This is a genomic window from Variovorax sp. RCC_210, from assembly GCF_041355175.1.
In the GTDB taxonomy this organism is placed as follows: Bacteria; Pseudomonadota; Gammaproteobacteria; order Burkholderiales; family Burkholderiaceae_C; genus Variovorax.
In genome coordinates, this window is sequence record NZ_JBFUPJ010000015.1 from 107723 (window position 1) to 132740 (window position 25018).

The following is a 25018-nucleotide window of genomic DNA, read 5'->3' on the forward strand; positions in this document are numbered from 1 at the left end:
AGGATTCCGCACGGTATTTCTTTCTGGGCCGCGATCAGACGGCTGGACACCAAGCCGGCATCTTCCTTCACTCCATGCCGGCACCCTTTGCCTAGGTTGAACCGGGCGGAGTGGAAGGGGGTAGGGCGGGTCGAGGCCTGCGGTCTGCCCGCGCCGCTGTGGCGGAGCCCCAATGAGCCTTGGCGCATCTGTCGATAGCGGACGTCCCGCTCAGCCGTGCGTTAAGGCTGCGTTGAACGCGGAGCTTCGCTCCATCACCTCAACGAGAAAGTCCATGGCAGCCCGGACTGGGCCTGCGTTTTTCAAGTCACCGTGGACCACCAGCCAGATGTCTCGCGAAAAAGATGGCTCGTTGTTGGCTACGCGAAGCAATGTCTCGTCGGCTTCGCCCAAGAAGCAGGGGAGCCCGCCCACACCTGCGCCCGCGCGAACTGCCGCGTGGTGGCCATTTATCTCGCTGAGCTCGCAGGCGATGGGGCGCTTGCCCGCAACGCTACGAAGCCATTTTTGCTGCGGCATATCTTCGAATCGCGCATCGTAGGCAATGAATTCCCAAAGCTCCGGGTGCGCAAGCGCCTCGTAGCTCCGGCTCGCGTACAGGGCGAAGGGCATTGTTCCCAACTTCCGCACGACGCTGCCCGGCTCCGTTGGACGCACCAGTCGCACCGCAATGTCCGCCTCGCGCCGACCCAGCGACACGTGCTGAGCTTGGCCGGACACGGACAACTGGATGCCAGGAAACCTTTTGCGGAACTCCGGCAGATGCTGCGCCAGGAAGCTTGCAACCAAGACCGGCGGCACGCTAAGAGAAACTTTACCGGTGAGTGGCGATTGGCTGGCACGGACGGCCCGCTCGATGGCGAACGCGTCGTCTTCCAAGGCCAGCGCCAGCGTGAACACGTGCGACCCTATATCGGTCAGACGACAGGCTCGCGGCAGCCGCTCCACGAGGCGCACCTGCAGATCGCGTTCCAGGGAGGTCAATCGACGGCTGATGGTTGCATGGTCAACCTTCAACTCGCGGGCCGCGCCCGACAGGGTGCCCATGCGGCCGACAGCGACGAAATGCCTCAGGTCTTCCCAGTCGAACATCTGTGCATTTTCTCCAGGATGGATTGCAGCTTTATGGAGTTTACGCACAGAACTCCCCTCCATAGCATTCGAGTTCTCTTTTCACGGGACAGTCTGATGGAAACCATTTCCCTGAGTCACCGCCAGCGCGCAACCCTGGTTGCAGCAGGCCTTGGATTCGTCGTGGTGCTGCTGGATGTCAGCGTCGTCAACGTCGCACTCGAGACCCTGCGTGTCAGCTTCGACACCGATGTCGCCGGCCTGCAGTGGGTGGTCAATGCCTACACGCTGGTCTTCGCGGCATTGCTCTTGACCTCCGGAGCGCTTGGTGACCGGATGGGGGCCAAGCGGGTCTTCACGGCGGGCTTCGCCGTTTTTACACTGGCCTCTCTCGCTTGCGGTCTCGCGCCGGGCTTGGCGTTGCTGGTGGTTTCGCGCGTCGTCCAGGGCATGGGGGCGGCTCTCCTGGTTCCCAGCTCCCTGATGCTGCTGCAGCAGGCATTTCCCAATCCTGCTCAACGCAGCCGTGCGGTAGGTTGGTGGGGAGCTGCCGGAGGTATCGCCCTGGCAGCCGGACCGGTGCTGGGCGGACTGCTCATTGCGCATGTGGGATGGCGTGGCATCTTTCTCATCAACCTGCCGATTGGCGCGCTCGGATTGGCGCTAACGCTGTGCTACGCACCCACCGCAGCTGCGAAGCCAAGCCGTGGACTTGACCTGCCAGGTCAGCTTGCGGCCATGCTTGCACTCGCTTCCTTGACCGCCGCTTTGACAGAAGCGAGTCAGCTGGGGTGGTTCCATCCCCTGGTCTGTGGGGGAGTAGCAATATCACTCATCAGCGCAACCGCGTTCTACTGGCTGGAGCGGCACAGCAAGGAACCCATGCTTCCGCTCTCGTTGTTCCGCAGCACGACCTTCTCGATAGCGACTGCGGTGGGCGTGGTGGTGAATTTTGCCTACTACGGGCTGGTGTTCGTCTTCAGCCTGTTCTTTCAAGCGGTCCAGCAGCTCTCTCCGCAACAGACCGGGTTGGCCTTCTTGCCTATGACGGCCATCCTGATGGTCATGAACATCGTCGCCGGAAGGTTGGTTACCCGCTTAGGTGCGCGAGCCCTGATGGTCGCCGGACTGGCGCTCGCCTCGTTTGGCTATCTGCTGCTGCTGCTTCAGGTCGACGCCGACCGCGCCTATCTGACACTGGTGCTACCGATGCTGCTTGCAGCAAGCGGCATCGCGGTGGTGGTTCCAACCATGACCAATGCGACTTTGTCAGCAGTCGACGCCGCGCATGCCGGCATCGCGTCCGGTGTCCTCAACTCGGCCCGTCAGATTGGAGGAATGCTGGGGGTGGCCGTGTGCGGGTTCTTCGTGCGCGACACCGAACCAGGCATCTTTCTGCACGGCATGCATGTGTCGCTTGCCTTGGCCGTCGTTCTCTTGTCTGCGGGAGGCATCCTCAGCTACTTCGGATTGAAAAAGCCTAACCTTGCAGACACGACGGCGCAGCATGGTTGAAACCGGCAAACGACCTTCGGCTTCTGGCCGGCGCCGGTCGCACTCTTCCGTGGTCCGAAGGCACGGCCGCGCGACGAAGAGGGGCGGTTCGGGTGCCACGTGTCTCATCCAGAAGACTCGATGTCCCACTGACGCTGGATCGTCGATCCTGGGTCAACCTGAGAGGTCAATTTTTGCCACGGCACGGCAATGAATGCCGCGAGCGAGCTTTCAACAGAATCCGCCCAAAGCCGCCATCCAGATTCCGCTAAAGCAGCCGTTCCCTCCAATCTCGCGGAAGCTCCGCTGCAATGCGAAGCACTTTCCCGGCCGCTATTCAGTATGCTCACGCCACCAAGAACCAGCGGCTTCCTCGTCGCAGCCCATTCCACGCTCACCGCCTTGCTGCTTGAGGTAAGGCGAGGGAACCGGTCTCCAAACGTCGTGATCGGCAAGTTTTCCTGCAAGGGTGAGGTTGCCCGTCGCCCGGATGCCCGCGCATGTGCCAGCGCGCGCCGCGCCGAATGTTCCCGCGCTCCACCCGTGGCCTTCGGGGCACATCGGACGACCCCTAAGCCGCGGAAAGAGGTCTTTCATTCAAACGCTTGCTTTCTTGATTCACGCGCCAGCGCCGATCTGTTAGTCCTTAGGGCGATAGGTCCAGCAGTGCTACGATAAAAGCATCGGGAATACAGCCTCCCGGTCTGCAAAGTAGACGGTGTCCCGTCCAAGCGCTGGTTACTCATAACGGAGCTACCGTGGACACCGCCTCGCCTGACGCAGATTCCGCATCCCCCGCGTCTTCTGCGCGCCCTCAGCCCGTTTCTTTCACAGAAGCACTTCGCTTCTGGCTCAAGCTCGGCTTCATCAGCTTCGGCGGTCCCGCCGGGCAGATCGCGATCATGCACACCGAGCTCGTCGAGCGGCGGCGCTGGATCAGCGAGAAGCGCTTTCTTCACGCACTGAATTTCTGCATGCTGCTGCCGGGTCCCGAGGCGCAGCAACTGGCCACGTACATCGGCTGGCTCATGCACCGCACGCGCGGCGGCATCGTTGCGGGCGCACTGTTCGTGCTGCCGTCGCTGCTCATCCTGATCGCGTTATCCTGGATTTACTTGCGCTTTGGCAACGTGCTGGTGGTAGCCGGCATCTTTTACGGCATCAAGCCTGCCGTCACTGCGCTGGTGCTGCACGCGGCGCATCGCATCGGCAGCCGCGCGCTGAAGAATCGGTGGATGTGGGGCATCGCTGCCGCTGCGTTCGTGGTGATCTTCGCGTTCGACACGCCGTTTCCGGCGATCGTGCTGGCAGCCGCCCTGATCGGCCATTTTGGAGCGCGCTGGGCCCCTGGTGTTTTCGCGCTCGGCGGCGGGCATGGGGGCTCCGCGCAAAGCTACGGCCCGGCGCTGATCGACGACGACACGCCGACACCACCGCACGCGCGCTTCTCGCGTTTAAGCCTGATCAGTATCCTCGCGATCGGCGTGGGCCTTTGGCTGCTCACCATGGGCGTGCTGATCGTCACGCAGGGACTGCAGGGCACGCTCACGCAGATGGGCTGGTTCTTCACCAAGGCGGCGTTGCTGACCTTCGGTGGTGCCTACGCCGTTCTGCCCTACGTCTACCAGGGGGCCGTCGAACACCATCAATGGCTCTCCGGCGCGCAGATGATCGATGGCCTTGCGCTGGGCGAGACGACGCCAGGTCCGCTCATCATGGTCGTGGCTTTCGTCGGCTTTGTCGGTGGATGGGTTCGACAGGTGCTGGGGCCGGATTCGTTGTTCCTGGCGGGCGCGCTGGCCGCAACCGTCGTGACCTTCTTCACCTTCCTGCCATCGTTCATCTTCATCCTCGCGGGCGGGCCCGCTATCGAGGCCACGCATGGCAAGCTCGGCTTCACGGCCCCGCTGTCGGCGATCACTGCGGCGGTGGTGGGCGTGATCCTGAACCTGGCACTCTTCTTCGCGTACCACGTGCTCTGGCCGCAGGGCTTCGGCGGCCACTTTGACACGGTCTCAGCGGTGATTGCCGTGGCGGCCGCGGTGGCGCTGTTCCGCTTCAAGGTCGGCGTGATGACGCTGCTCGGTACCTGCGCGACCATCGGGTTGGCGGTCACGGTGTTGCTTCCCCAACTGCGGTGAGGGGCCTGCCATGAATGCTCGAATTCAAGCCTCGCATGTGCACGCAGGCAGGGCTGGACCCCGTTCAATGAGCACCTCTTCGATCCCGCGCTCACGCGTGGCTCTACTGGCTTGGCGCATCCCTTTCATCGTGAACAAGGGACGGCCCGCGCCGCATGCTTCGGCTTGAAGCTTTCGCACGAGCTTCTCGACGTCGACCACGGCATCGCTGACCAGCTCCCCGACGGCAATGGTCAAGCCGCCGAGCGTCATCGCGTTGATCGGTTGCACGAGCACCTTGAATGCCAGCGTGGTGACCGCCCGTGACAGCGGAATCGCAACCCGCGAAATGCCCCTGGTGCGCGCCGATCGCAGGGATGCGAACAGCACGATGGCCCCCATGTTCGCGCCCTCGCGCACGCTGCACGGTGTCCGCCGCGGCCCGCCGTCGCACGCTCACGATCATCGCAGGCGTACCGTGGTCGCCGGCGTCGTCGCGCTTCATGGCGGCTGCGCAACGCACCTGGGCCATCTGGTTCAACAGGATGGCGCGGCTGTCCTTCGAGGCCACGGTGGTGCTTTGAAGGTCGTCCACGCGGCTCCTGCGCGCGATGTCCCAGATCAGGTATTCGGGGCTGTTGAGGTCAATAAAACCCCGTCCGCGTTGCCGGCGAAGCCGCGCAGCGCTTGCTCGACCTGCGTGAGCGAGACACGGACCTCGCCTTGCGCGCCGTGCAGGCTCCGCGCGCAGCTGGTGCACGTAGCCGCCGGTCAGGATCACCCGCCCCCATCGGGGGCAGTCTTGCCGTCGCCCGTCGACAACGGCAGTGCGATGAGCATCACCTCCCTGTTGCACGCGGTTCAATGGATCCCGTCCGCACAGAGGGCCGACCGACACCTAGCGCGCCTCACGCATTGCAGCGTGTGAACGTCTTGCCGAGGAACGATGCCCGCGAAAGACTTGTCTGGAAGTTGTCGAAAGCGCGACGCGCTGCGGGTGTCGAGTCTCGAGCTCGCGACGGTGTCGCCTGCGCTCCACGGACTCGGCCGGCCCGGGGTTGGCTGCTCAAGTTGTTCCACTTTGCCGCCAATGCCATGATCAATCTTCGAATCATTCACGCCGCTGCTTGCGGATTCCTCTTCCTTGGACACGCCATGAACCACACATGGGCCGCACCGATCGGCTACCTGGGCCCGGCCGGCAGTTGGACCCACCAGGCCTGCCTGGACCTGTTTGGCGCGAAAGACCTGGTTGCCTTGTCGCGCGATGCCCTCTTCAAGGAGTACGCCGAAGGCCGGCTGGAGCGTGCCTGCGTGCCTGTGGCGACCTCCGTGGTGGGTGTGACGCCGTATATGGATGCGGTGCTGGATCTCCCCGAGGTGCTGGTCGTGGCCGAGTACCCCAAAATGCTCGGATACAGCCTTTTGGCGAAGCCGGGCACAAGGCGTGAGGACATCGTTGAGGTCCGCGCCCATCCCGTGGCGTTCGAGGAGGTCAGGCCCTGGCTCGAGCGTGAAATGCCGCACGTGCGCCGTGTGGACGCGACCAGTGGTGGGGCGGCGGCGCAGGCGGTCGCAGACAGCGCGGCACTGGACAAGGCATCTTTCGGTCCGAAAGTGGGGGCGAGCATTTATCCACTCGTCTCCTTGCTCGACGGCATCGAGGAAGGGCCGCACAACGTCACACGATGGTGGGTGCTCGGGCGCCAGATGCCAATGCCGACGGGTCGGGACAAGACTTCGCTTCTGATCGAGACGTCGGATGCCGGCCTGTCGGCTATCCTGGCGTCCTTCGATCGAGCTGGCGTGCAGATCCTCACGATCTACGAGCGCCCGAGCAAGAAGACGTTGGACACGCACCGCTATTTGGTCGAGGTGGCGGGACACGCGAAGCAGGGCAAGCTGGCAGGCTTCCTGGGCGTGCACAGAGAACTGCGGGTGCTGGGCTCCTATCCGCGGCGCTGAAGACTTGAGGTCGGATCAGCTCGGCATGTCAGAAGTGGCCGTCGCGCTTCTCCTGTCCACTGAACCGTGTCAGTGAAGTCGTGATCAGTGGCTCAGCTGGCCAAAGATCGCATCAGCACTGGCTAGGCTGGCATCGCGGGTCTCCGCCGAGCCCGTTGAAGAGATTTCAACGCCGAGACGCCCGTATCGGGCACTCGGCCATGCGCCGCAGAAGGCGCTCGAAGCTCGAGCCTCTGCTCGAGTCAGCTCTCAGGTCGAGAGTGCCATCACTTCCTGCATCGCACGGCTGCGCTCGCTGTTGGCAGCTTCCAACGAGGCTTGGCTTTCTGCGCGAATCACTGTGATGTCCAAGATTCCGATGAAGCGGAACGCGGTCCTCATGAAGGGTTCAATGAAGTCGATCGCTCTGGCGGCTCCCTCTGAGTATGCTCCGCCACTCGATACGAACAAGATGACTTTCTTTCCCGGCGGCAGCAGTCCCGTGGGGACCCCGTCGATATAGGCAAACGTCCGTTTCGCGCGGTAAACGTGATCGATCCACGCTTTCAGCGCAGACGACACCATGAAGTTGTACATGGGCGCCCCAATGACGATGGTGTCGGCGCTTTCGAGCTCCTCAATGAGAGTGTCCGCCAAAGTCCGCACTGCGGCGGGCCCGTCAGGTGACGCAGTCGGTGCCAGTCCGAGCACGGAGGGGACCAGGTCGGGATGCAAGTGCGGAACAGGCTCGGTCACCAGATCGCGTTCGATGGTCGTGGCACCGGGATGGTCAGCGAGGAACCGTTTCACAAAAGTGGCTGTTAGATCTCGAGTGACTGAACTGGCAGAGTTCAGGCTGGTGTGAAGGACAAGCAAGGTGGGCACAGGTCGATTCTCCGAAGGTTGTGTTGACCCCGGAAGTATTCGCAGACGTCAAGAAAGATGAAACTGGGAAAATTTAAGCAATGACCATCGAAAGACTCGATCGTGTTTCGGATGGGCTGACGCTCGATCAGGTGCAGGTGTTCTTGGCGGTGGTGGAAGCGGGTAGCTTTTCCGCCGCGGCCCGACGACTGAGCCGCGCGCAATCGGCAGTCACCTATGCCATTCAGAAGCTGGAAGAACTCTTTGGTATCGAGCTTTTCGACCGGACTGCTTATCGACCTACGCTCACGCCGGCTGGACAGGGGCTTCTTCCGCGGGCGCGCCGCATTGCGAATGAAGTTGGTGCATTTCGCGCGCAGGCACATGGGTTGGGCGCCGGGCTCGAATCCGAAGTGGCGATTGCCCTCGACGGATTGTTCCCGATGGAACGATTCGTAGATGCCATCCAACGCTTCAAGCTCGTTTTCCCATCGGTCGCCCCACGGGTGCTGGTCGAGAACCTGGGTGCCGCGACGGCCTTGGTGCTCAATGGGAGTGCGGTTCTCGGGCTGCTGTCTCCAGCAGCGTCTGAGACGCCGGCACTGGTGCGATACGCGGCAGCGCCGGTGAAGCTCATGTCCGTCGCTGCGCCGGATCACCCACTTGCCCAGATGCTCGGAAGGATCCCGGTTGAAGTTGTCAGCGAACATGTCCAACTGGTTCTCACGGACAGCTCCTCGCTGCTCGCGGGACGTGACTTTGGTGTGATCTCGCCGCTCACCTGGAGACTCGGAGATCTGAGTGCGAAGCATGCAATGCTGCTCGCAGGCTTGGGATGGGGAGGGATGCCGGAGCACATGGTGGCCAAGGATCTTGAAGCAGGCCGACTCGTGCAGATCCATCCGTCCGGACTTGAGGGACTTGGAGCGATCACGATGTACGCCGCCCATCGTCTCGGTGCCAGCCTGGGACCCGCAGCCCGCTGGTTGCTGGAGGAGTTTCATGCTGTTGATGCGCACAACGGCGACGCACATGCCGGAACATGAACGGTGGCTGAAGGCAGGTTTCGAGGCGAGCGAGTCGTCGGCTCGCTTTCGGCTTGGAGTCGCGGCAAAACGCAGATGCCGGTGCTTGGCAACGCAGCGCGCTTCGAATTCCCCCTGCCGAAACGCTGCAGTGCTGGGCGCCGCCCGACGGCCGCTTGAGTCGCTCACTTGGAACATCGCCCGCTGGTGAGGCAGATGAGCGTGCTCGCCGGTAGACCGCGGCTGAGGCCCGGCGGTCGAGTTGTCCACCGCGAAAGGCAACCTGAAACGTTGGCTCAGGCGCCTACAGCGTTCACGTCTGCCACGCATGCGGTACCGCGCCGGCATCGTTCCCGGGCAGGTCACTGACCCAGCGAGTCGAGCCGTGGGCGTCCTTCACGGCCTACCGCATTGAATCAGTCCCTCCGCCGCGGCGCTGCCGCCCACTCAGGATTTTGAAGTGCCGCCTGTGCAGAGGTGGCATCGCTGAGCACTGCGGGCCCCGCGTCGCGGGACCTGTGAGCCTGGTGATCGGCGCCTGCCGCATCTCAACTTCACGCGCCTGCGGCGGCATGGCGTGCGCGGCGCTTGTTCCAGGAACACGCGGGCCGGGGCCGCCGGCGTCCTGCTTCAGGATATTGATGACAGCTGGCGCGGCGCGGTCGTGCGCCAGCGCAGCTGATCCAAGACATCGCACCCGCAGTATTGCGGATCCCGTTTGGGACTATCGGTTCTATTGCATTGTTGAAACATGATGGTCGGCTGAAACTTCGAGTTCGCCAACCAGCGCGGACCTTTCATGCTGAACCCCAAGTCAATGAACACAAGCCATCTTCATGCCTGATACGAGACCAGAGACGTCCATGGAAGGTGCACGGATCTTTTGCGATTCGGCCGCTGTGATGCAAGCCAAAGAAAGCTGGGCGCGCGAACTGTCGTTCGGCCACACCGTCGGCGGCGCTGCGTGCGGGGGTGGTGCGTGTTTTTCGGTGGTCAATCCTGCGACCGGGTTGCCTTTCGTTGAGGTCGCCGCAGCGGGCCGCGCCGAGGTAGACCTCGCCTTCGAAGCTGCGAGCGCCAGCTTCAGCGATTGGCGCCGCACCAGCTGGGCCGAGCGTGCGGCGTTGCTGCGGAATTTCGCCGATGCCGTCTCGGCGGATGAGGAGACGCTGGCGACCTTGGTGACCCTGGAGCAGGGCCGGCCGTGGGCGTTTGCGCGTGCCGAGGTCCGGCGCAACGCGCAGGCGATCCGTCAGATGGCGGATCTGAGCGTGCTCCCTGAATGCCTGAGGGACGACGACAGCTTCCGCTCGATGCTGCACTACCGCCCGCTGGGCGTGGTAGCGGCGATCGCGCCTTGGAACGTACCGGTCACGATGGCGGTGGGCAAGCTGGTCCATGCATTGCTTGCCGGCAACACCCTGGTGCTCAAGCCGTCGCCCTACACGCCCCTGGTCACCCTGAGGCTCGGAGAGCTCGGGCGCGGCATCTTCCCGTCCGGAGTCTTCAATGTCCTGGCCGGCGGCAATGAAATCGGGCAGTGGATGTCGGAGCATCCGGCGGCCGCCAAGGTCACGTTCACCGGTTCCATGGCGACGGGGCGCAAGGTGGCCCAAAGCGCGGCCAGCGACTTCAAACGGCTGACCCTCGAGCTCGGCGGCAACGATGCGGCGCTGGTGCTCGACGATGTGGATGTCGATGCGGTCGCGGCACGCTTGTTCGGCGCAGCCTTCGTGAACAGCGGCCAGGTCTGCATGGCCATCAAACGGCTGTATGTGCAGGACGGCGTCTACGACAAGGTCGTCGAGCGGCTCGTGACCTACGCACGCAACGCAAGCGTGGGGGACGGCTTTGCACCGCAGACCCAGATCGGCCCTGTGCAGAACGAGGCGCAGTGGCGAATCGTGCAGGACTTCCTTGCCTCTGCCCGTGCCGATGGCGCCGACTTCGCAGCGGGAGGCGCCGCGCTGGATCGGCCCGGCTATTTCGTGGCCCCCACCATCGCGCTGGGTTTGCGCGAGGGCAGCCGACTGGTGGACGGGGAGCCGTTCGGCCCCGTGTTGCCGATCCTGCGTTTTCGTGACGCGGAAGAGGGCGTTGCGCGTGCCAACGCCACGCCTTACGGGCTGGGCGCCTCCGTGTGGTCGGATGACCCTGATCGGGCCGAGCAGGTTGCCGCCAGTCTGGAGGCGGGCACCATCTGGGTCAACGACCATGCCGCGCCGGACCCGATGGTGCCCTTCGGCGGTATCAAGCGCTCCGGGATCGGGCGTGAGTCGGGGCTGCTCGGGTTGAAGAACTTCATGGAGCCAGTCTCGGTGATCACGTCGCGCACACCGCGGATGTCGTGGTTCGTGCCGTGACTGTGTCCTTGGCAACCTCGAAACGAACCAGAGATAACCCATATGGAGACATCGACATGACAACTCGTCGAAGCGTCATCGCGTCGCTGATTGCCACGGGTGCGTGGACAGGCAGCGCCTGCGCCCAACTGGTGGGCGCCAAGCCGCTCACGATCATCCTGCCTTATCCGCCGGGAGGACCGGGAGACATGATGGCGCGCGCCCTCAGCGAAGGGTTGGGTGAGCGGTTGGGCCGGGCCGTGATCGTGGACTACAAACCGGGCGCGATCGGGGTGAGCGCCGCGTCGGCACTGCTGCAGCAACCGCCGGACGGCAACACCCTGCTGGTGGCGGAGATGTCGATGTTGTGCACCAACCGGCTGCTGTACCCCAAGCTCCGATACGACCCTATGACGGATTTCACTGCGGTGGCCGCGCTGCCGCGAATGCCTGCAGTTCTGTACGTCCCCTACAGAAGCGCGCTCAATTCCATCGCCGACCTGACAGCCATGTCGCACTCGCGCACCCTGAACTACGCGACCCAAGGCAATGGATCCGTCGGCCACATCCTCGGCCAACTGCTGGCGACCGCGACGGGCGCCCAGCTCAATCCGATTCCGTACAAGGGGGCTGCTCCCGCCATCACGGACCTTCTGGGCGAGCAGGTCGATTTCCTCTTCGACGGGATCGGCCCGGGACTGCAGTATGTGAACACTCAGAAGCTCAAGGTGATCGCGGTGGCGGGTCCCCGGCGACTGCCGCAGGTCCCTCAGGCGCCGACGACGGCCGAGGCCGGCGCCCCTGCGGTCTCGCTCACCGTATGGTTTGGCGCGGTAGCCCGCGCCGGCACGCCAGCTGCGGTGGTGCAACGCCTGAACCAGGAGATCAGCGCGGTGATGGCAATGCCGAAGAACGTGAGCCGCTTTGACGATCTGGGTTTTCAGTTCATCAGCCAATCAGCGGGCGCGTTCCAGAAGTTCATGGTCGGCGAGTCGGCGAGATGGGGCGCCTTCTTCAAGGAGCGAAACATCGTGCTGGAGTGACGCGGCGCACTGGCCAAGACTTCTTCGTGTTCTCTTCTTTTTCTTCGAAACGGTCCTCGATCCCATGCTCAACAAAAAGATCTTCGTCGTCACCGGCGTCAGCTCCGGCATCGGTGCCGAGACGGCCCGACTCCTCCGCTCCCAGGGAGCCCGGGTGCTGGGTGTCGACATGCGTGAGCCCGCCAGCGACGTTGACGACTTCCACCGGATCGACCTGAGCGACCGAGCCTCGCTGGATCGCCTGGTGGCCGCCTTGCCGCACGCGATCGACGGACTCGCGAACATCGCCGGGTTGCCGCCGACCCATGCCGCCGCACAGGTGCTGCGCGTGAACCTCCTGGCACCCCGGTACCTGACCCTGGCGCTCGTGCCCAAGTTGAGCGACGGCGCATCCATCGTCAATCTGGCGTCGGCGGCCGGCGCTGGATGGCCACACGCAGTGGCGGATATCCGGGACAGCGCAGCGCTCGAGTTCGAAGATGCCGAAGCGTTCTGCGTGGGACACCGCATCGAGGGCTCCCGCAGCTACTTCTTCTCGAAGGAGGCGTTGATCGCGTGGACGATCCAGAATCGTTGGACATGGCGCTCCCGGGGGATCCGTATGAATGCCGTCAGTCCCGGTCCAGTGGACACGCCCATCCTCGGCGACTTCATCCGCACGCTCGGGCCGCAGGCCGCCGAGCGGACGCGCGACCTGGAGCGCCACGGAACGCCCGCCGACATCGCCCCTGTGGTGGCATTTTTGTTGAGCCCGGCCTCCGTCTGGATGCGCGGCGCCAACCTCGCGGTCGATGGGGGGCTGTCTGCGCACATGCTCGACGAGGTGCACGGGCTGTCGGCCGGCGCATCTCAATCGCAACCACTGCAGGGTACCTGGTGAGCGCAGTATCCCCGCCGAGCGCTCGCCGCTCCATCGAGATCGATGGCGTGTCGCACAACGCGCCCATACCCGCAGGTGCTCGGGTCGGCAACATCCTCTACTCGTCCGGAATCATGGGCAAGGATCCGCAAACGGACCAGCTGCCGCCAGATGCTGCTTCGCAAGCGCGTTTTGCGTTCCAGAACCTGCACACGTTGCTCGCCAATGGCGGTGCAACCCTGAGCGACGTGGTCCGCATCACTGCCTACGTGAAAGACAACGCCCAGCGCGAGGCGCTGAACGCCGAGTGGCTGCGTTGCTTTCCGCACCCGGAAGACCGGCCCGCTCGCCACACCCAGGTGGCCGACCTGCCCGGCGGCATGCTGCTGCAGATCGAAGCAGTGGCGGTGATCCGCGAACGCTGACCGGCTTCGAGAAGAACAACACACTCCCGAGAAACCGCTTCAATGATCATCGATTCCCACGCTCACGTCATCGTGCCGCCCGAGAGCTACAAGTTCATGAGCGAACTGGTCGCCAGCAGGGCCAACCCCGCGATGTCGGCCAAGCTGACTGACAACGCGGTGCGCGAGGCGGCGCAGTCCATCCTGGACATCATGGACAGCGTCGGCACCGACATCCAGTTCCTCTCGCCGCGCCCCTACATGCAGATGCACTCGGTCAAGCCGGCTGCCGTGACCGCGCTGTGGACCCAGCACATGAACGACCTGGTCTTGCGCACTGTGCAGCTGTTCCCCAAGCGCTTCCGCGCGATCGCGGGCTTGCCCCAGTACCGTGACGAGAGCCCGGTCAACTGCCTGGAGGAACTCGAGTTCCGGGTCAAGGAGCAAGGATTCATCGGCTGCCTGCTGAATCCGGACCCGACCGAAGGCGACGGCGCGCCGCCGCCGGGGCTCGGGGACGAGTTCTGGTACCCGCTGTACGAGAAGCTGTGCGAACTCGACATCCCCGCATTGATCCACTCGGCCGGAAGCTGCAGTCCGCGCGAGAGCTACACACTGAAGTTCATCAACGAGGAGAGCATTTCCATCATCTCGCTGATGAACTCGCGGGTGTTCGAGAAATTCCCGAATCTGAAGCTGATCGTGCCGCACGGGGGCGGCGCGATCCCGTACCAGATGGGCCGGTTCCGGGCGTGGACGGTGCGCGCAGGCGGCGAGTTCTTCGACGACAAGCTCAAGCGCCTGCACTTCGACACCACAACTTACGACAAGGATGCACTCGAATTGCTGTTCAAGGTGGTCGGGCCCGACCGCGTGCTGTTCGCCACCGAGAATCCCGGCACGGGCAGCGTCCTCGACCCGAAGAGCGGCCGCGCCTACGATGACCTCAAGCCCGTGATCGAGGAGATGGCATCGCTGACGGAGCGGGACCGTCGCAACGTCTTCGAGTGCAACTGCACCCGCCTGTACACCCGTTTCCGCAAGGACGAGTGAGGAGCGGCATGGCACAAGTTGTACTTGGCATCGGCGCTTCGCACACGCCGCTGCTGACCTTGACCGTCGAGCAGTGGCAGCACCGTGCCGCGGCGGACTACGACAACCCTGAGCTCAACCTCTCCGACGGTCGGCTGTTGACGTACCAGCAGGTGCTGGCAGAGCTCGGCCCGCGCTGCACCACCGTGATCACGCCCGAGGTCCTGGCCGCGAAGGAGCGTGCATGCGCCGCTGCACTGGAACGCCTGGCCGATGAGCTCGAGCAAGCCGACCCCGACGTGGTCGTGATCGTGGGCGACGACCACCACGAACTGTTCACCTCTGCCAACCAGCCGGCCATCTCGATCTACCACGGCGTGGAGATCCTGACCAGCGATTCGTTCGGCCACGAGGATGCAGCGCCCTGGGTGCAGGACATGGGCCGTGGCTACCTGATGGATGCGCAGCACCGGCTGGCGGGCGCTCCGGCGTTCGCGCTCGATCTGATCCGCGGGCTGGTGGACGAACACTTCGATGTCGGCGCCTGCAGCCACATCGAGGCGCATGGCCATGTCGGCCTTGGGCACGCCTACGGATTCATAGTTCAGCGGCTGTTGCGCGGGCGCCGTGTGCCGATCGTGCCCATCCTGCTGAACACCTATTTCGGGCCCAACGTCCCCACAGCTGCCCGCTGCCACGATCTCGGCCTGGCCATCCATCGTGTGATCGAAGCCATGCCGGGCGACCAGCGGGTGGTCGTGGTTGGCTCCGGCGGCCTGAGCCACTTCGTGGTCGACGAGGCGCTGGACCAGCGCGTGCTTGGCGCGATCTCCAGCGGGGATCATTCGGCTCTGCGCTCGATTCCGCGAGGAGCGTTGAACTCCGGCTCCTCGGAAATCCTGAACTGGATCGTGGCCGCTGGCGCCGTTGGGTCCTTGCCGCTCGCATGGAGCGAGTACCAGCCTCTGTTTCGCACGCCGGCCGGCACGGGCGTTGGTGCGGGGTTCGCGGCCTGGAAAGCCGCTGGCTGATCACACGAGGAGAGCGAGATGATCAAAGACCCTCAACGCCAGACGCTGGCTGACCTGCTGCGCCGCACGGCGCGCCGCCACCCCCACAAGCTCGCCGTGCGCTGCGGCGAGGTCGCGTGGACCTACGCTGAGTTGGATGCCGTTGTCTCGCGCCTGGCGGCCGGCCTGGCAGCCAAGCGGGTGGAGATCGGCGACCGGGTGGCGGTGCTGGCGCGCAACTCCCACGCCTTCGCTGCGGTGCGCTTCGCCCTGGCGCGCCTGGGTGCAGTTCTGGTCCCGATCAACTTCATGCTGAATGCGGAAGAAGTCAGGTTCATTCTGGCGCATTCCGGGGCGCTGCTGCTGTGCGTGGACTCCAGTTCGGTTGCGCTCGGCCGAGAGGCCAGCCAGGGGACTGCCGCCGATGACCTGGTGTGGCTGCCGTCGGAAGACCCGACCTCACCCGAGGCGGGCCTGCTGGACTTCAATCACCTGCTACAGCACGGCGATCAAGCGCCGGAACGCGAGCTGCGCGGATCGATGCTGGCGCAGATCGTCTACACCAGCGGTACTGAGGCGCGCCCGAAGGGCGCGATGCTGACACACGACGCGGTGATCTCGGAGTACGTCACCTGCCTGGTGGATGCCGAGATCGCCGAAAGCGACACGGTGCTGCACGCCTTGCCGCTTTACCACTGCGCGCAGCTGGACGTGTTCCTCGGGCCGTGCGTGTACGTGGGGGCGACCAGCGTGATCACCTCCAAGCCCACGGCCGACAAGGTGCTGGCGATGATGGCGGCCAACGCCATCACCTCGTTCTTCGCGCCCCCTACGGTGTGGATTTCCCTGCTGCGCTCGGAGGCCTTTGATGGCACCGACCTGAGCCGCCTCGCCAAGGGCTACTACGGCGCATCGATCATGCCGGTGGCGGTGCTCCAGGAGATGCAGCAGCGCCTGCCGCAGGTGCGGCTGTGGAATCTTTACGGGCAGACCGAGATCGCGCCCGTGGCGACCGTGCTCAAGCCCGAGGATCAGCTGCGCAAGGCGGGCTCGGCGGGCCGGCCGGCGCTGAACGTGGAGATCCGCGTGGTCGACGACGAGATGAGTGACGTGGCCGTCGGAGAGGTGGGTGAGATCGTGCACCGCTCGCCGCAGTTGCTCAGCGGCTACTACCAAGACGACGAGCGCACGCGAAGCGCCTTCGAGGACGGCTGGTTTCACAGCGGCGACCTCGCCACCATGGACGCGGAGGGCTATCTCACGGTCGTCGATCGCAAGAAGGACATGATCAAGAGCGGCGGCGAGAACGTCGCCAGCCGAGAGGTCGAGGAAGCGATGTACGGAATGCCAGGCGTGTCGGAGGTGGCCGTGATCGGCCTGCCCGATGCGCGCTGGATCGAGATGGTCACCGCGGTGGTGGTGGCCAAGCCCGGCCATGTGCTGACGGAAGCCGCTTTGCTGAGCGCGTGCCGGGAACGCCTGGCCGGGTTCAAGGTGCCCAAGCGGATCATCCTCGTCGACACCCTTCCCAAAAACCCCAGCGGCAAGCTGCTCAAGCGCGAACTGCGCCAGCGTTATGCCTGAGGAAGCGATGAACAACATTCCCCAGCGCCTGCTGCGCATCGACTGCTGCGCCGTGTCCGACGCGATGGACAAGCTCGGCTTCCAGGACCGTGTTGCCAGCGGGCTCGAACAGCGCGCCACCACGCAGCGCATTGCCGGGCGCGTCGTGACCTACCGCCTGGTGGCCGCGGCCGACGCGCCGCCAGCGACCGGTGCGCCACGCCACTTGGGCACCACGGCCATCGAATTGGCGTCACCGGGTGACGTGATCGTGGTGGAGCAACGCACCGGCATCGATGCCGGCAGCTGGGGCGGAATCCTGACGCTGGGCGCCAAGGTCAAAGGCATCGCCGGCGTCGTCGCCGAGGGGCCTGTGCGCGACATCGACGAAGCGCGTGCTTGCGGCTTCCCGGTCTACTGCCGTTCGCTCACGGCCCGCACGGCGCGTGGCCGGGTGGCCGAAGTCGAGGTGAACGGCGTGGTCACCATCGGCGGCGTCCGGGTGCGCGCCGGCGACTATGTCATCGCGGATGCCAGCGGGGTGGCCTTCATCCCCGCGGTCGACGTCTTGCGGGTGCTCGACGCCGCCGAAGGCATCGCATCGCGCGAGGCGGCGATGGCGAAAGACCTGCTTGCGCACCAGCCCATCACGCAGGTCATGGGCACTGACTACGAACACATGCTGCGCTGAAGGCGCCAGGAGACATTCATGAAAGAAGACGCCAATGTGGCTCGGGCGTCCCGCCTGGACACGGCAACCCTCAGCGACGCGCTCGACCGTCACGGCCTGGCTGGGCAGTGCTACAGGATCAAGCCTCGCTCTTCCTCGTTCCGACTGGCAGGCCGCGCTTGGACGCTTCAGTACGGTCCGGCCGGTCAGCCTCCGGGCACGGTGGGCGACTTCATCGACGACATCGGACCGGGCACTGTCATCGTGTTGGCCAACAACGGTCGAGACGATGTCACTGTGTGGGGCGACATCCTTACCGAGGTGGCTCACCACAAAGGCATCGCGGGCACGGTCATCGACGGAATCAACCGCGACGTCGCGCTCGCGCTGGAGCTCAACTACCCGATCTACAGCCGGGACAGCTGGATGCGAACGGGCAAGGACCGGGTGCAGGTCGAGGCGACGCAGATCCCGGTGAGCATCGGCAACGTGCGCGTCGCGCCAGGCGACCTTTTGCGCGGGGATGCCGACGGCGTGGTGGCGATTCCACGCGCATTCGAGGACAAGGTCCTCGCCTCGGCCGAGCAGATCCAGCAGGCAGAGGATGCGATCCGGCACTCGGTGCGCTCCGGCATGAGCCTGCGCGATGCGCGCGAGCAGCACCACTACCACCAGCTGCAAACCCGGGAGGCGAAATGAGCATGCTCGCCATGCCCAGCGGCCCCGGCATCGCGCAGCAGATCACGCGGCCGTCGGCGGCCACTCTGGACGCGGCACGCCAGCTGCCTGTGGCCACCCTGCACGAGGCTGGCGGGCGCATCGGCGTCATGCCGCACCAGATCAAGCCTGTGGCGCCGGCGTTTCGTCTCTGCGGGCCGGCCGTGACGGTCCACTCTCCGGGCGGTGACAACCTGTGGCTGCATCGGGCCATCTATGTCGCACAGCCCGGCGATGTGCTGGTAGTGCACGTGAGCGATGCGCATGATTTTGGCTACTGGGGCGAGATCATGTCCGCTGCGGCCCGGGCCCAGGGTCTGGCAGGCTTGGTGATCGACGGCTGCGTGCGCGACGGCGCCATCCTGGCAGACTTCGGTTTTGCGGTGTTTGCGCGCGGGCTGTGCATCCGCGGAACCGGCAAGGATTTCGGCGCCCGTGGTTGGATCAACCACCCCATACTGTTCGGCAACCTCATTGTCCAGCCGGGCGATCTGATGGTGGGCGACACGGATGGCGTGGTCGCCATCCCCCGCGCGAGGGCCGATGAAGTGGTGAAGGCGGCGGCGGCGCGTGAGCGCAAGGAGGCGGATGTGATCGAGCAGATTCGGCGTGGCGCCCGCACCCTCGAGGTGTATGGATTCTGAGGCGCTTTGAAGCGTGTCAGGACACCGACATTGAGGATGAAACCGCTGTCCACAAAAAATGGAATTCATGCCGTACGTCCCGGCCGAGGACACGCCGATCTGTCAGACATTCAACGCGCCGACACGGTGGGCGTTTTCCAGGTCGAAAGCCGGAGCAAATAACCACGCTCCCGCGCACGAAATCGGTCCTTTTCTATGACCTGATCTTTAAGGTGATGGCCATTGTCCGGCCGGGCACGATCCACGGACCGAGGTCCACCTATACCTTCCCCGGCGCGCTGGCGAAGAAGCAACCCGGGGCAAGTCGGGGCGCTCCGAAGCTATCGATAGCGCCCATTCGGCGCCAGGCGGTGGCCACCCCACAGGAGATGGTCGCCTCATGTCGTTGAATTCGAATCAAGGTGGACGGCTGCCCGATCACGCTCACTCGTCGCGCTGCGGCTTTTCCTTGCGCGAGCGATCGGAATAGGGAGAACTGCCTTCGTTCTCGGTCGTCCCTACGCCCGCATCCCCCTTGCGCACAGGTTGCGACGGCTCAGGTGTGCCGGCCTGATCGTCCGGCCCTTCACCTCGCTCGCTTGAAGTCTTCGCTGTCTGCTTCATCGCCTTCTGCGCGGGAAGCGCATGGTCGGATTCGGGCTTCGAACGATTGGTCATAGATGCTTGTCCTTAAAAATTCGACCCTCTATCCACACTCGATGCAATGGTGTCGGACGCCGGCCTGTTTGCTCGTGGCCATGCAGTCCCGCCTCACCGCCTCTTAGCGATGCGCTGCGAAGGCAGCCCGGTAATCAGGTGATCGGTGAGCGAAAGCCAGGTCTGATAGTCGATCACCAGGATTTTTCGCTTCGGGTTTTGCACGCGCCGCTTTCCAGCCCGCCCTCGTGCTTCTCGGACAGGCGCCGTGAGATTCAAGGCGTGCTGATAATTTTCTTTCATACCGTTGAAAATGATGGTGAGCAATCACTGGGTGGCGGGGCGTCACTTGGCTATAGAGACTGCCCAGCTTGAAGACGCCGAAACGCACTGAAATGCCGGATGGCCTTTTGCTTCTCCCCGACATCCGCGTAGAGCAAGGCAGCATTGCGGTGAGCATCAAGAAGATCCGGTTGCAAACGGAGCGCCTCCTCATAGCTCACCAGCGCACCTTCGACGTCGCCCGTGCCTTCATGCGCGACGGCCCGATTGAAATGCATCAACGGATCGTCGGGGCAAAACCGAATCCCATCCTCGTACAGCTCGACCGCAGCGTGGCAACGTCCTGCTTCACAGAGCATGAATCCGAGATTCAGGTACGCATGCGCGTGGGTCGGCTCCTCCACCAGGATCTGCCGGTACATGTCCTCCGCAGCATCCGGTGCGCTCTCTTCCAACGCTTCGGCCCGGGCGAACAGGTCACTGAGGTCGACGCCGCTCTGCATGGGCAGCGGAGGCGCCGGCAGACGGCTGACGGAGCCGACACCGGCCGCAAGCTGCAGGTCCAGGATCAGCTGACCTGTTTCAGGCTCCCAGTGCGCTTCTGCAGAGCGCACTGTCAGCCTGTCTCCCTCGGCGGTGATGCGAATGCCTGCCAGAGGAACTTCCGGCGGCATCGACGCCTTGAGAAGACGCAGTGAACGCAGAATCTGCCTCGTCGGAATGCGCGCTGCTCGCAGCTCGTTGGCAGAGCGCAAAAGGACCTGGTCTTGAAAGGAAAAGCGCCAGCCCTTGCCTTCTTCCTTCTCGGGCGCGACAAACCCCAATTCGATGAGCCGGAGCACGGCGTGCCTCGAGAGGCCAAAGAATTGGCTCACAGCGCGCTTCGCAGTGGTGGAGGAAGTCTTCGTTCGGGTCACCGCTTCATCTTCGCGCGGGCGGTGGGCGTCGTCTTCGTCGGCGCCACCGCTTTGGGTGCCCGCTGCGCCTTGGCCGCGGGGCGCCGCATCGGTGTGACCACCTGGCTCGAAGCGGCCTGCGCAGCTCGCGGTTTTTTCGGTGCCGTGCTGGACTGCTTATCCAGGCTGGCCATCAGCATCTGCGTGAGGTCGATGATCTGGGCCGAGCCACCATCCTCGGCGTGCTCCGCGGCGATGATTTCTTCACCGGCAATCTTCGCGTCTATCGCCTCGAGGATGCGCCTCTTTTCCTCGTCCTCGAACATCGTCGCGTCGTAGGCGTCCTGCGAAATCTGGTCGATCAGCTGCAGCGCCAACTTGAGCTCGGCCGCAGAGGGCTCGAGCTTCTCGATCTTGAGGTCCTTCAGCGAGCGAACTTCCTCCGCGTACAGCAGCTGCTGGAGCACCAGGCCGTCTTCCTCGGCGCGCACCTGGACCACGTACTGTTTCGACTTCCACGCCCACTTCGCCAGCGCGCAGCGGCCACTTTCCTGCATGGCCTTCTTGAGCAGGTTGTACGGCTTGCCGCCGCGCTTGTCCGGCGCCAGGAAGTAGGGCTTGTCGTAGTAGATCGGATCGACTGCATCTGCAGGGATGAAGGCCACGATATCGATGAGATGGCTCGCGCCTTCCTCGAGCGCTTTCAATTCTTCCGGCTTAAAGATCACGAAGCGGTCTTCCTCGAATTCATAACCCTTGACCATCTCCGCGCGCGGCACGATCTTCTTTGGGTTGTTCGCGGCGACGTACTGCTGCTTGACCCTTGAGCCTTCCTTGGAAAGCATGTTGAAGTGGACTGCGGCTGAGCTCTCCGTTGCGGTGTAGAGGCGCACCGGGATCGACACGAGACCGAAGCCGAGAGAAAGCGAAGCGATCGAGCGAGGGGCGGCCATGTTGTGCTCCTTGTGCTGGGAATAACAACATGCCACTTTTCGAAGCGCCCGGAAAGAGGCGGGATTCCCCTCCTTTGCGGCGTCCCGGCGGGCAGCATGGCTCATGCCGTTACAAAACCTCCCCGGACGGTCAGCCTAGCGAAGAGGGGGGCAGCGCACCGTCGCGTTTCAGATCGAGCGCTCTTTCGGCCAGGCCCGGAGGGCAGGGCAGGGCCTCTTTGTTGGTGGCAGCTGGGTGCCGGCTGGCTGGGCGAACTCGGACCTGGGACATCACTGTTCGCACCTTGTAGCGCGTCGAGAGGTCCCCATCTCACGTCGGTTGAAAAAATGAGGAAGCCAGAAAGATGCCAACGGACTTTTTTTGCAGGATCGAGAAGGCGGACTTCCCGTTGACGGTCGAGGAGTTCGCTGACGTCAACGGTGTGGCCGTCCTTCGGGCGGCCGGACTGGTCGAGGCAGAGACGGTTGAAGCGGTGGATGGTGACCCCGAAGCAGCTTGCGCCATCGTCCTTCGAATGACTCCTGAAGGGCATGCCGCGCTTGCCGGGAACGTCCCCCCCGACCTCTAGCTCGGAGGCGAAAGGCGCGCCAGGAAATAAAGCAGGCTGTCCATCTCGGTGGACTTGTCGAACACCGCGTCAGCGCCCAGCGTGGGGGCGCGGCGCCGAATCGCCCTTCACGCCGCCCATCGCCTGTTGTTTCAGAGAATCATCTTGTGGCGTCCGACCCGCTGCGCTTGCGAAGCTGCACCGTGCCGCGGTTGAACTCTGCCGTCGCCTGTAGCCGTCGCACTTGATCTCCTAAATTCACCCTTGCTCCTCGAAGTCGAGGGGCCGTTTGCAGCATGGGCGGACAGTCGGCAAGGTGCGGCATGGCTGCAAAGTCGTGCGCGCGTAGGAGACCCGCTGTCAGCCGGAATCGCTTTTCGACGATAGGCAGGGCCCTGCCGCGGTCCCATGTTCATGGCTCGGCGCCGTGCCGAACATCAGAGGAACACCATGACCGACGACCCGAAAAAGACCGGCCTCGACAGGAAGCTCATCGCCCTGAATGAGCCGCACGAGGTTCTCTCGTGGACCAAGTCCCTTGGCTGCACGGAGGCGCAACTCCGAGAAGCTGTCAGAGCCGTAGGCAACTCAGCAGAAGCCGTGCGCGTCTACCTGAAGAAAAAATGACTTCGCACATCCGACGCATCGCTGTCCACGTCGACGAGCCCGACCCGGGGCGCTTCTACTGGGTGCTCATGGAAGAAGGTGACGACGCTTCGCAGTGGCGCGAACTGGAGTCGGCGCCCGAGGGCTACGACATGTGGCTTGATGCGCTGCAGGCCGGGACAACTGCACTCATCAGGTATGCGCCAGACGAACGCATCGGCCCGCGTGAAGAGAGCGGCGACGATGAAGATGCGGCGCCCGTAGGCCTACCTTTGACGTGATTCGAAATGGCTCTCTACGCCTTGTTATGCGGCTGGCGAAAGATGGCACGGTATTGGCGCAGAGGGCCGCTCGCATAACCTTTTTCGCGCTGTTTTACTATGCGGCCCCGTACCAGAACTCAAAACATTTCTGCAGGAACTGCGAGCGAAGCAAAAGCTTGGGCAAAGCACCTTGGCTGCAGCGTCGCAGAGTTGCGCATTGCAATGCGCGCAGTTGGAAACTCAGCCGAGAACGTCCGAGCTTATCTTGACGCCTTAAGTGGCGATGCGCGAACGCAAGGACCTGCTTCAGCCCAACAAGCAGTTGCCAGCGTAGCGGCGTCCCAGTCGACCGAAACGACTCCGCCGCCTTGGCCGCCTGCATGGACGTCAAATTCCTGAGAAATCAACGCCACTTTTTCCTTGTTCACTGAGTCGGCTCAATTCTGCCCGCCCCATGGGCGTGATCCGAAGCACAACACCGCTTTTCCCTGGGACAGCGCCAGGGTCCGGAAGGTTCGCCTCAATAAGTTGAGCCGCGGCCAAAACGGCCGCGCACTGAATGTCGCCCTCCTCGTGGACTGCCAGCGGAAACGACGCGTGCTCGATGCGTCGCAGGAAATTCATGGGCACTACATCACTCCTCGTCGTTTTGTACGGCACGAAGTTTTGTATGCCGCTCCCAATGGAGTGTCAATGTCCAAAATCAAAACCGCAAGCTGGTGACGTAACGCGGAGAGTTAAGCAGTTGACCTACAAATTACGCTTCTTTGCCTTTCCTAGACTGCGCGTGGGGCAGCGCTTCCGAACCTCCCTTGACCACAAGCCTGCCTCCTTGGCCCCGCTCCGGCGAGGTTTCTTTTTGATCCGCGCCTCACCCGCGAAGGGGGATTCCGCGACGACAACAGCACTTTCGGACTTCAAAAGTCGCTTGTGCAAAGACGCAGCTTCGGTGGAAAGAAACAGGGCGAAAGCACTGGCTTCCATACCGCCCTATCCCGCCAAAGGCGAAACGCCCGCGCTTCAATGCGCGCCGGCGGGTTGGCAGTAAACAATTTCGAGGGGATGAAAGGGGAGTCCTGCATCATTTCCTGCGAGCCTGACGCGAACCAAGTCCCCGCTCATGCCGGTAATGATCCCTGAGCGGCCGTTGACCTGGACTACGCCGCCTCGCCGGGCAGGGACGCCGAACTTGGCGCGAATCGACGTCAGATTGTCTGGTTTCTTTTTGCCCATAGAAACCAAGGTACTACTTCCTCACGCTTTATAGGTAGGACGTTGGCGCAACGTCCTGCCTCCCCAGCACTCTGCGTCGAACAGCGCACTTCAATTCGCCGCATTGGTCCGGATCACGTCTGGCGGGATGTGGTGGGCTAGGGAATTGGCGAGACACGGGGTACCAATCGAAGCCGCTTTGAGCGGCTGAGCAAGCTGAGGCAACCGCAGCGCACAGGTTCCGTTTCCGACAATTAGGGTTTTGCGGCCTTTTGGCTTACAGTGGAAACACGCTGAAACAACTAGGGTCGGCGTCGAGATGCTGCTTTTCGCGGCTTGCGCCGTTTTCATGAGCACCGTGTTCGTACCTCGATTCTCATTTCGAGTGGCATCTCACCCAATCTCGCACACCGCCCCTAGTCGCTGTGCAACACGATCGGAAGCGCAAGCACAGCGTTATGCGGAACATTCAGGCAGGCAGCGGACGCATCTTCTCCGCAACGGTTGAAGGGCCATGTCCGACCTTCCGAGACACGATGGTGGCTGCCAGCGTTTACGTCGGGCACCTGGAGGAAGCGTTTCCCGACGCTGCCGAACTGATCGCATGCTTCTGCGCCTGGCAGCAGGAAGAGCGCCCGCATCGAGACGGCTATTCTCACCTCGACTCCGACCGTTCGCTGAGGTGGCAAAAGGCGCGCAACGCAGCGGAACACGCGGGGCGAGCATGGCTCAGTAATCCCATTCAGCAGACATTTCGCTTCCAGTTGCATCCGGCCGCGACGTCGACTGGTCAGCCGCTTCGCGCATAGGGGCAAAACAG

Annotated in this window: 28 protein-coding genes; 20 read left to right on the forward strand and 8 right to left on the reverse strand. The window is 63.6% G+C overall.

The genetic code is table 11. The features are described 5' to 3' along the window. Positions 1-210: 210 nt before the first annotated feature. Positions 211-1092: a LysR family transcriptional regulator gene (locus tag AB6807_RS31275; RefSeq protein ID WP_371087622.1), complete on the reverse strand. Its 882-nt coding sequence runs from the start codon at positions 1090-1092 to the stop codon at positions 211-213. Positions 1093-1188: 96 nt separating this feature from the next. On the opposite strand from AB6807_RS31275, the gene AB6807_RS31280 reads away from it, so the two are divergent. Both AB6807_RS31280 and chrA read left to right on the forward strand, forming a co-directional pair. After that, a complete protein-coding gene (locus tag AB6807_RS31280) occupies positions 1189-2586 on the forward strand; it encodes an MFS transporter (protein WP_371087623.1) in 1398 nt (465 codons plus the stop codon). 737 nt (positions 2587-3323) lie between these two features. Beyond that, positions 3324-4706, forward strand: a complete 1383-nt coding sequence (gene chrA / locus AB6807_RS31285; RefSeq protein ID WP_371087624.1) for a chromate efflux transporter — start codon at positions 3324-3326, stop codon at positions 4704-4706. A gap of 24 nt (positions 4707-4730) precedes the next feature. Here the strand turns inward: chrA and AB6807_RS31290 are convergent, their stop codons facing one another. Continuing rightward, positions 4731-5087, reverse strand: a complete 357-nt coding sequence (locus AB6807_RS31290) for an efflux RND transporter permease subunit (protein ID WP_371087625.1) — start codon at positions 5085-5087, stop codon at positions 4731-4733. A 26-nt stretch (positions 5088-5113) separates the two neighbouring features. Between AB6807_RS31290 and AB6807_RS31295 the strand changes: the two genes are divergently transcribed. Both AB6807_RS31295 and AB6807_RS31300 read left to right on the forward strand, forming a co-directional pair. Next, complete coding sequence (locus AB6807_RS31295) at positions 5114-5269, forward strand: hypothetical protein (protein ID WP_371087626.1); 156 nt, start codon at positions 5114-5116, stop codon at positions 5267-5269. 571 nt (positions 5270-5840) lie between these two features. Beyond that, a complete protein-coding gene (locus tag AB6807_RS31300; protein WP_371087627.1) occupies positions 5841-6650 on the forward strand; it encodes a prephenate dehydratase in 810 nt (269 codons plus the stop codon). A 249-nt stretch (positions 6651-6899) separates the two neighbouring features. Here the strand turns inward: AB6807_RS31300 and AB6807_RS31305 are convergent, their stop codons facing one another. Then, complete coding sequence (locus AB6807_RS31305) at positions 6900-7514, reverse strand: FMN-dependent NADH-azoreductase (RefSeq protein ID WP_371087628.1); 615 nt, start codon at positions 7512-7514, stop codon at positions 6900-6902. A gap of 80 nt (positions 7515-7594) precedes the next feature. Here AB6807_RS31305 and AB6807_RS31310 point away from each other — a divergent pair, with 80 nt between their 5' ends. From AB6807_RS31310 to AB6807_RS31360, 11 genes are all read left to right on the forward strand, one after another. Continuing rightward, a complete protein-coding gene (locus AB6807_RS31310) occupies positions 7595-8539 on the forward strand; it encodes a LysR family transcriptional regulator (RefSeq protein ID WP_371087629.1) in 945 nt (314 codons plus the stop codon). A gap of 842 nt (positions 8540-9381) precedes the next feature. Beyond that, positions 9382-10881, forward strand: coding sequence for an aldehyde dehydrogenase family protein (locus tag AB6807_RS31315; protein ID WP_371087630.1), 1500 nt, complete (start codon positions 9382-9384; stop codon positions 10879-10881). A 56-nt stretch (positions 10882-10937) separates the two neighbouring features. Next, positions 10938-11903, forward strand: coding sequence for a tripartite tricarboxylate transporter substrate binding protein (locus tag AB6807_RS31320; RefSeq protein WP_116912556.1), 966 nt, complete (start codon positions 10938-10940; stop codon positions 11901-11903). A gap of 64 nt (positions 11904-11967) precedes the next feature. Beyond that, a complete protein-coding gene (locus tag AB6807_RS31325; protein WP_116912555.1) occupies positions 11968-12783 on the forward strand; it encodes a coniferyl-alcohol dehydrogenase in 816 nt (271 codons plus the stop codon). Continuing rightward, positions 12780-13187 (forward strand): RidA family protein, encoded by a 408-nt coding sequence (locus AB6807_RS31330; RefSeq protein WP_371087631.1) that lies wholly within the window; start codon positions 12780-12782, stop codon positions 13185-13187. Before AB6807_RS31325 ends, AB6807_RS31330 begins: the two co-directional genes overlap by 4 nt. A 42-nt stretch (positions 13188-13229) precedes the next feature. Then, positions 13230-14219: an amidohydrolase family protein gene (locus AB6807_RS31335; RefSeq protein WP_116912554.1), complete on the forward strand. Its 990-nt coding sequence runs from the start codon at positions 13230-13232 to the stop codon at positions 14217-14219. Positions 14220-14227: 8 nt separating this feature from the next. Beyond that, positions 14228-15229 (forward strand): extradiol ring-cleavage dioxygenase, encoded by a 1002-nt coding sequence (locus AB6807_RS31340; RefSeq protein WP_116912553.1) that lies wholly within the window; start codon positions 14228-14230, stop codon positions 15227-15229. 18 nt (positions 15230-15247) lie between these two features. Beyond that, positions 15248-16792 (forward strand): acyl-CoA synthetase, encoded by a 1545-nt coding sequence (locus tag AB6807_RS31345; protein ID WP_371087632.1) that lies wholly within the window; start codon positions 15248-15250, stop codon positions 16790-16792. A gap of 7 nt (positions 16793-16799) precedes the next feature. After that, entirely contained in the window at positions 16800-17462 is a 663-nt protein-coding gene (locus AB6807_RS31350) for an RraA family protein (protein ID WP_116912551.1), read from the forward strand. Positions 17463-17480: 18 nt separating this feature from the next. Beyond that, positions 17481-18140: an RraA family protein gene (locus AB6807_RS31355; RefSeq protein WP_371087633.1), complete on the forward strand. Its 660-nt coding sequence runs from the start codon at positions 17481-17483 to the stop codon at positions 18138-18140. Next, positions 18137-18802 carry a 4-carboxy-4-hydroxy-2-oxoadipate aldolase/oxaloacetate decarboxylase gene (locus AB6807_RS31360; RefSeq protein ID WP_116912549.1) on the forward strand — a complete coding sequence of 222 codons (666 nt, stop codon included), beginning with the start codon at positions 18137-18139 and terminating at the stop codon, positions 18800-18802. Before AB6807_RS31355 ends, AB6807_RS31360 begins: the two co-directional genes overlap by 4 nt. A 423-nt stretch (positions 18803-19225) precedes the next feature. On the opposite strand, the gene AB6807_RS31365 is transcribed toward AB6807_RS31360, so the two are convergent. The 4 genes from AB6807_RS31365 to AB6807_RS31380 form a co-directional block, all read right to left on the reverse strand. Next, positions 19226-19459: a hypothetical protein gene (locus tag AB6807_RS31365; protein ID WP_116912548.1), complete on the reverse strand. Its 234-nt coding sequence runs from the start codon at positions 19457-19459 to the stop codon at positions 19226-19228. A gap of 93 nt (positions 19460-19552) precedes the next feature. Next, entirely contained in the window at positions 19553-19765 is a 213-nt protein-coding gene (locus AB6807_RS31370; protein WP_132748979.1) for a hypothetical protein, read from the reverse strand. A 26-nt stretch (positions 19766-19791) separates the two neighbouring features. Next, on the reverse strand, positions 19792-20562 hold the full coding sequence (locus tag AB6807_RS31375; RefSeq protein WP_132748981.1) for a tetratricopeptide repeat protein: 771 nt from the start codon (positions 20560-20562) through the stop codon (positions 19792-19794). Positions 20563-20633: 71 nt separating this feature from the next. Further along, positions 20634-21569, reverse strand: a complete 936-nt coding sequence (locus AB6807_RS31380) for a Ku protein (protein WP_371087634.1) — start codon at positions 21567-21569, stop codon at positions 20634-20636. A gap of 344 nt (positions 21570-21913) precedes the next feature. Here AB6807_RS31380 and AB6807_RS31385 point away from each other — a divergent pair, with 344 nt between their 5' ends. From AB6807_RS31385 to AB6807_RS31400, 4 genes are all read left to right on the forward strand, one after another. After that, positions 21914-22138, forward strand: a complete 225-nt coding sequence (locus tag AB6807_RS31385) for a hypothetical protein (RefSeq protein ID WP_371087635.1) — start codon at positions 21914-21916, stop codon at positions 22136-22138. 429 nt (positions 22139-22567) lie between these two features. Then, a complete protein-coding gene (locus tag AB6807_RS31390; protein ID WP_286518122.1) occupies positions 22568-22744 on the forward strand; it encodes a DUF3606 domain-containing protein in 177 nt (58 codons plus the stop codon). Next, positions 22741-23004, forward strand: coding sequence for a hypothetical protein (locus AB6807_RS31395; protein ID WP_116912545.1), 264 nt, complete (start codon positions 22741-22743; stop codon positions 23002-23004). Before AB6807_RS31390 ends, AB6807_RS31395 begins: the two co-directional genes overlap by 4 nt. A 99-nt stretch (positions 23005-23103) precedes the next feature. Further along, positions 23104-23385, forward strand: coding sequence for a DUF3606 domain-containing protein (locus AB6807_RS31400; RefSeq protein WP_371087636.1), 282 nt, complete (start codon positions 23104-23106; stop codon positions 23383-23385). Here the strand turns inward: AB6807_RS31400 and AB6807_RS31405 are convergent. After that, complete coding sequence (locus tag AB6807_RS31405; protein ID WP_371087708.1) at positions 23374-23610, reverse strand: hypothetical protein; 237 nt, start codon at positions 23608-23610, stop codon at positions 23374-23376. The genes AB6807_RS31400 and AB6807_RS31405 overlap by 12 nt on opposite strands. A gap of 1124 nt (positions 23611-24734) precedes the next feature. Between AB6807_RS31405 and AB6807_RS31410 the strand changes: the two genes are divergently transcribed. Then, on the forward strand, positions 24735-25007 hold the full coding sequence (locus tag AB6807_RS31410) for a hypothetical protein (protein WP_371087637.1): 273 nt from the start codon (positions 24735-24737) through the stop codon (positions 25005-25007). Positions 25008-25018 lie beyond the last annotated feature (11 nt).

What these genes read in the sequence shown, in the direction of transcription:
- AB6807_RS31275 (WP_371087622.1), bottom strand. Translation starts at nt 1,092, where the DNA reads ATGTTCGACTGGGAAGACCTGAGGCATTTCGTCGCTGTCGGCCGCATG.
- AB6807_RS31390 (WP_286518122.1), top strand. Translation starts at nt 22,568, where the DNA reads ATGACCGACGACCCGAAAAAGACCGGCCTCGACAGGAAGCTCATCGCC.
- AB6807_RS31300 (WP_371087627.1), top strand. Translation starts at nt 5,841, where the DNA reads ATGAACCACACATGGGCCGCACCGATCGGCTACCTGGGCCCGGCCGGC.
- AB6807_RS31395 (WP_116912545.1), top strand. Translation starts at nt 22,741, where the DNA reads ATGACTTCGCACATCCGACGCATCGCTGTCCACGTCGACGAGCCCGAC.
- AB6807_RS31385 (WP_371087635.1), top strand. Translation starts at nt 21,914, where the DNA reads ATGCCAACGGACTTTTTTTGCAGGATCGAGAAGGCGGACTTCCCGTTG.
- AB6807_RS31400 (WP_371087636.1), top strand. Translation starts at nt 23,104, where the DNA reads ATGCGGCCCCGTACCAGAACTCAAAACATTTCTGCAGGAACTGCGAGC.
- AB6807_RS31380 (WP_371087634.1), bottom strand. Translation starts at nt 21,569, where the DNA reads ATGGCCGCCCCTCGCTCGATCGCTTCGCTTTCTCTCGGCTTCGGTCTC.
- AB6807_RS31345 (WP_371087632.1), top strand. Translation starts at nt 15,248, where the DNA reads ATGATCAAAGACCCTCAACGCCAGACGCTGGCTGACCTGCTGCGCCGC.
- AB6807_RS31360 (WP_116912549.1), top strand. Translation starts at nt 18,137, where the DNA reads ATGAGCATGCTCGCCATGCCCAGCGGCCCCGGCATCGCGCAGCAGATC.
- AB6807_RS31280 (WP_371087623.1), top strand. Translation starts at nt 1,189, where the DNA reads ATGGAAACCATTTCCCTGAGTCACCGCCAGCGCGCAACCCTGGTTGCA.
- AB6807_RS31405 (WP_371087708.1), bottom strand. Translation starts at nt 23,610, where the DNA reads ATGAATTTCCTGCGACGCATCGAGCACGCGTCGTTTCCGCTGGCAGTC.
- AB6807_RS31335 (WP_116912554.1), top strand. Translation starts at nt 13,230, where the DNA reads ATGATCATCGATTCCCACGCTCACGTCATCGTGCCGCCCGAGAGCTAC.
- AB6807_RS31315 (WP_371087630.1), top strand. Translation starts at nt 9,382, where the DNA reads ATGGAAGGTGCACGGATCTTTTGCGATTCGGCCGCTGTGATGCAAGCC.
- AB6807_RS31410 (WP_371087637.1), top strand. Translation starts at nt 24,735, where the DNA reads ATGGTGGCTGCCAGCGTTTACGTCGGGCACCTGGAGGAAGCGTTTCCC.
- AB6807_RS31340 (WP_116912553.1), top strand. Translation starts at nt 14,228, where the DNA reads ATGGCACAAGTTGTACTTGGCATCGGCGCTTCGCACACGCCGCTGCTG.
- AB6807_RS31290 (WP_371087625.1), bottom strand. Translation starts at nt 5,087, where the DNA reads ATGGGGGCCATCGTGCTGTTCGCATCCCTGCGATCGGCGCGCACCAGG.
- AB6807_RS31365 (WP_116912548.1), bottom strand. Translation starts at nt 19,459, where the DNA reads ATGACCAATCGTTCGAAGCCCGAATCCGACCATGCGCTTCCCGCGCAG.
- AB6807_RS31310 (WP_371087629.1), top strand. Translation starts at nt 7,595, where the DNA reads ATGACCATCGAAAGACTCGATCGTGTTTCGGATGGGCTGACGCTCGAT.
- AB6807_RS31325 (WP_116912555.1), top strand. Translation starts at nt 11,968, where the DNA reads ATGCTCAACAAAAAGATCTTCGTCGTCACCGGCGTCAGCTCCGGCATC.
- AB6807_RS31350 (WP_116912551.1), top strand. Translation starts at nt 16,800, where the DNA reads ATGAACAACATTCCCCAGCGCCTGCTGCGCATCGACTGCTGCGCCGTG.
- AB6807_RS31355 (WP_371087633.1), top strand. Translation starts at nt 17,481, where the DNA reads ATGAAAGAAGACGCCAATGTGGCTCGGGCGTCCCGCCTGGACACGGCA.
- AB6807_RS31320 (WP_116912556.1), top strand. Translation starts at nt 10,938, where the DNA reads ATGACAACTCGTCGAAGCGTCATCGCGTCGCTGATTGCCACGGGTGCG.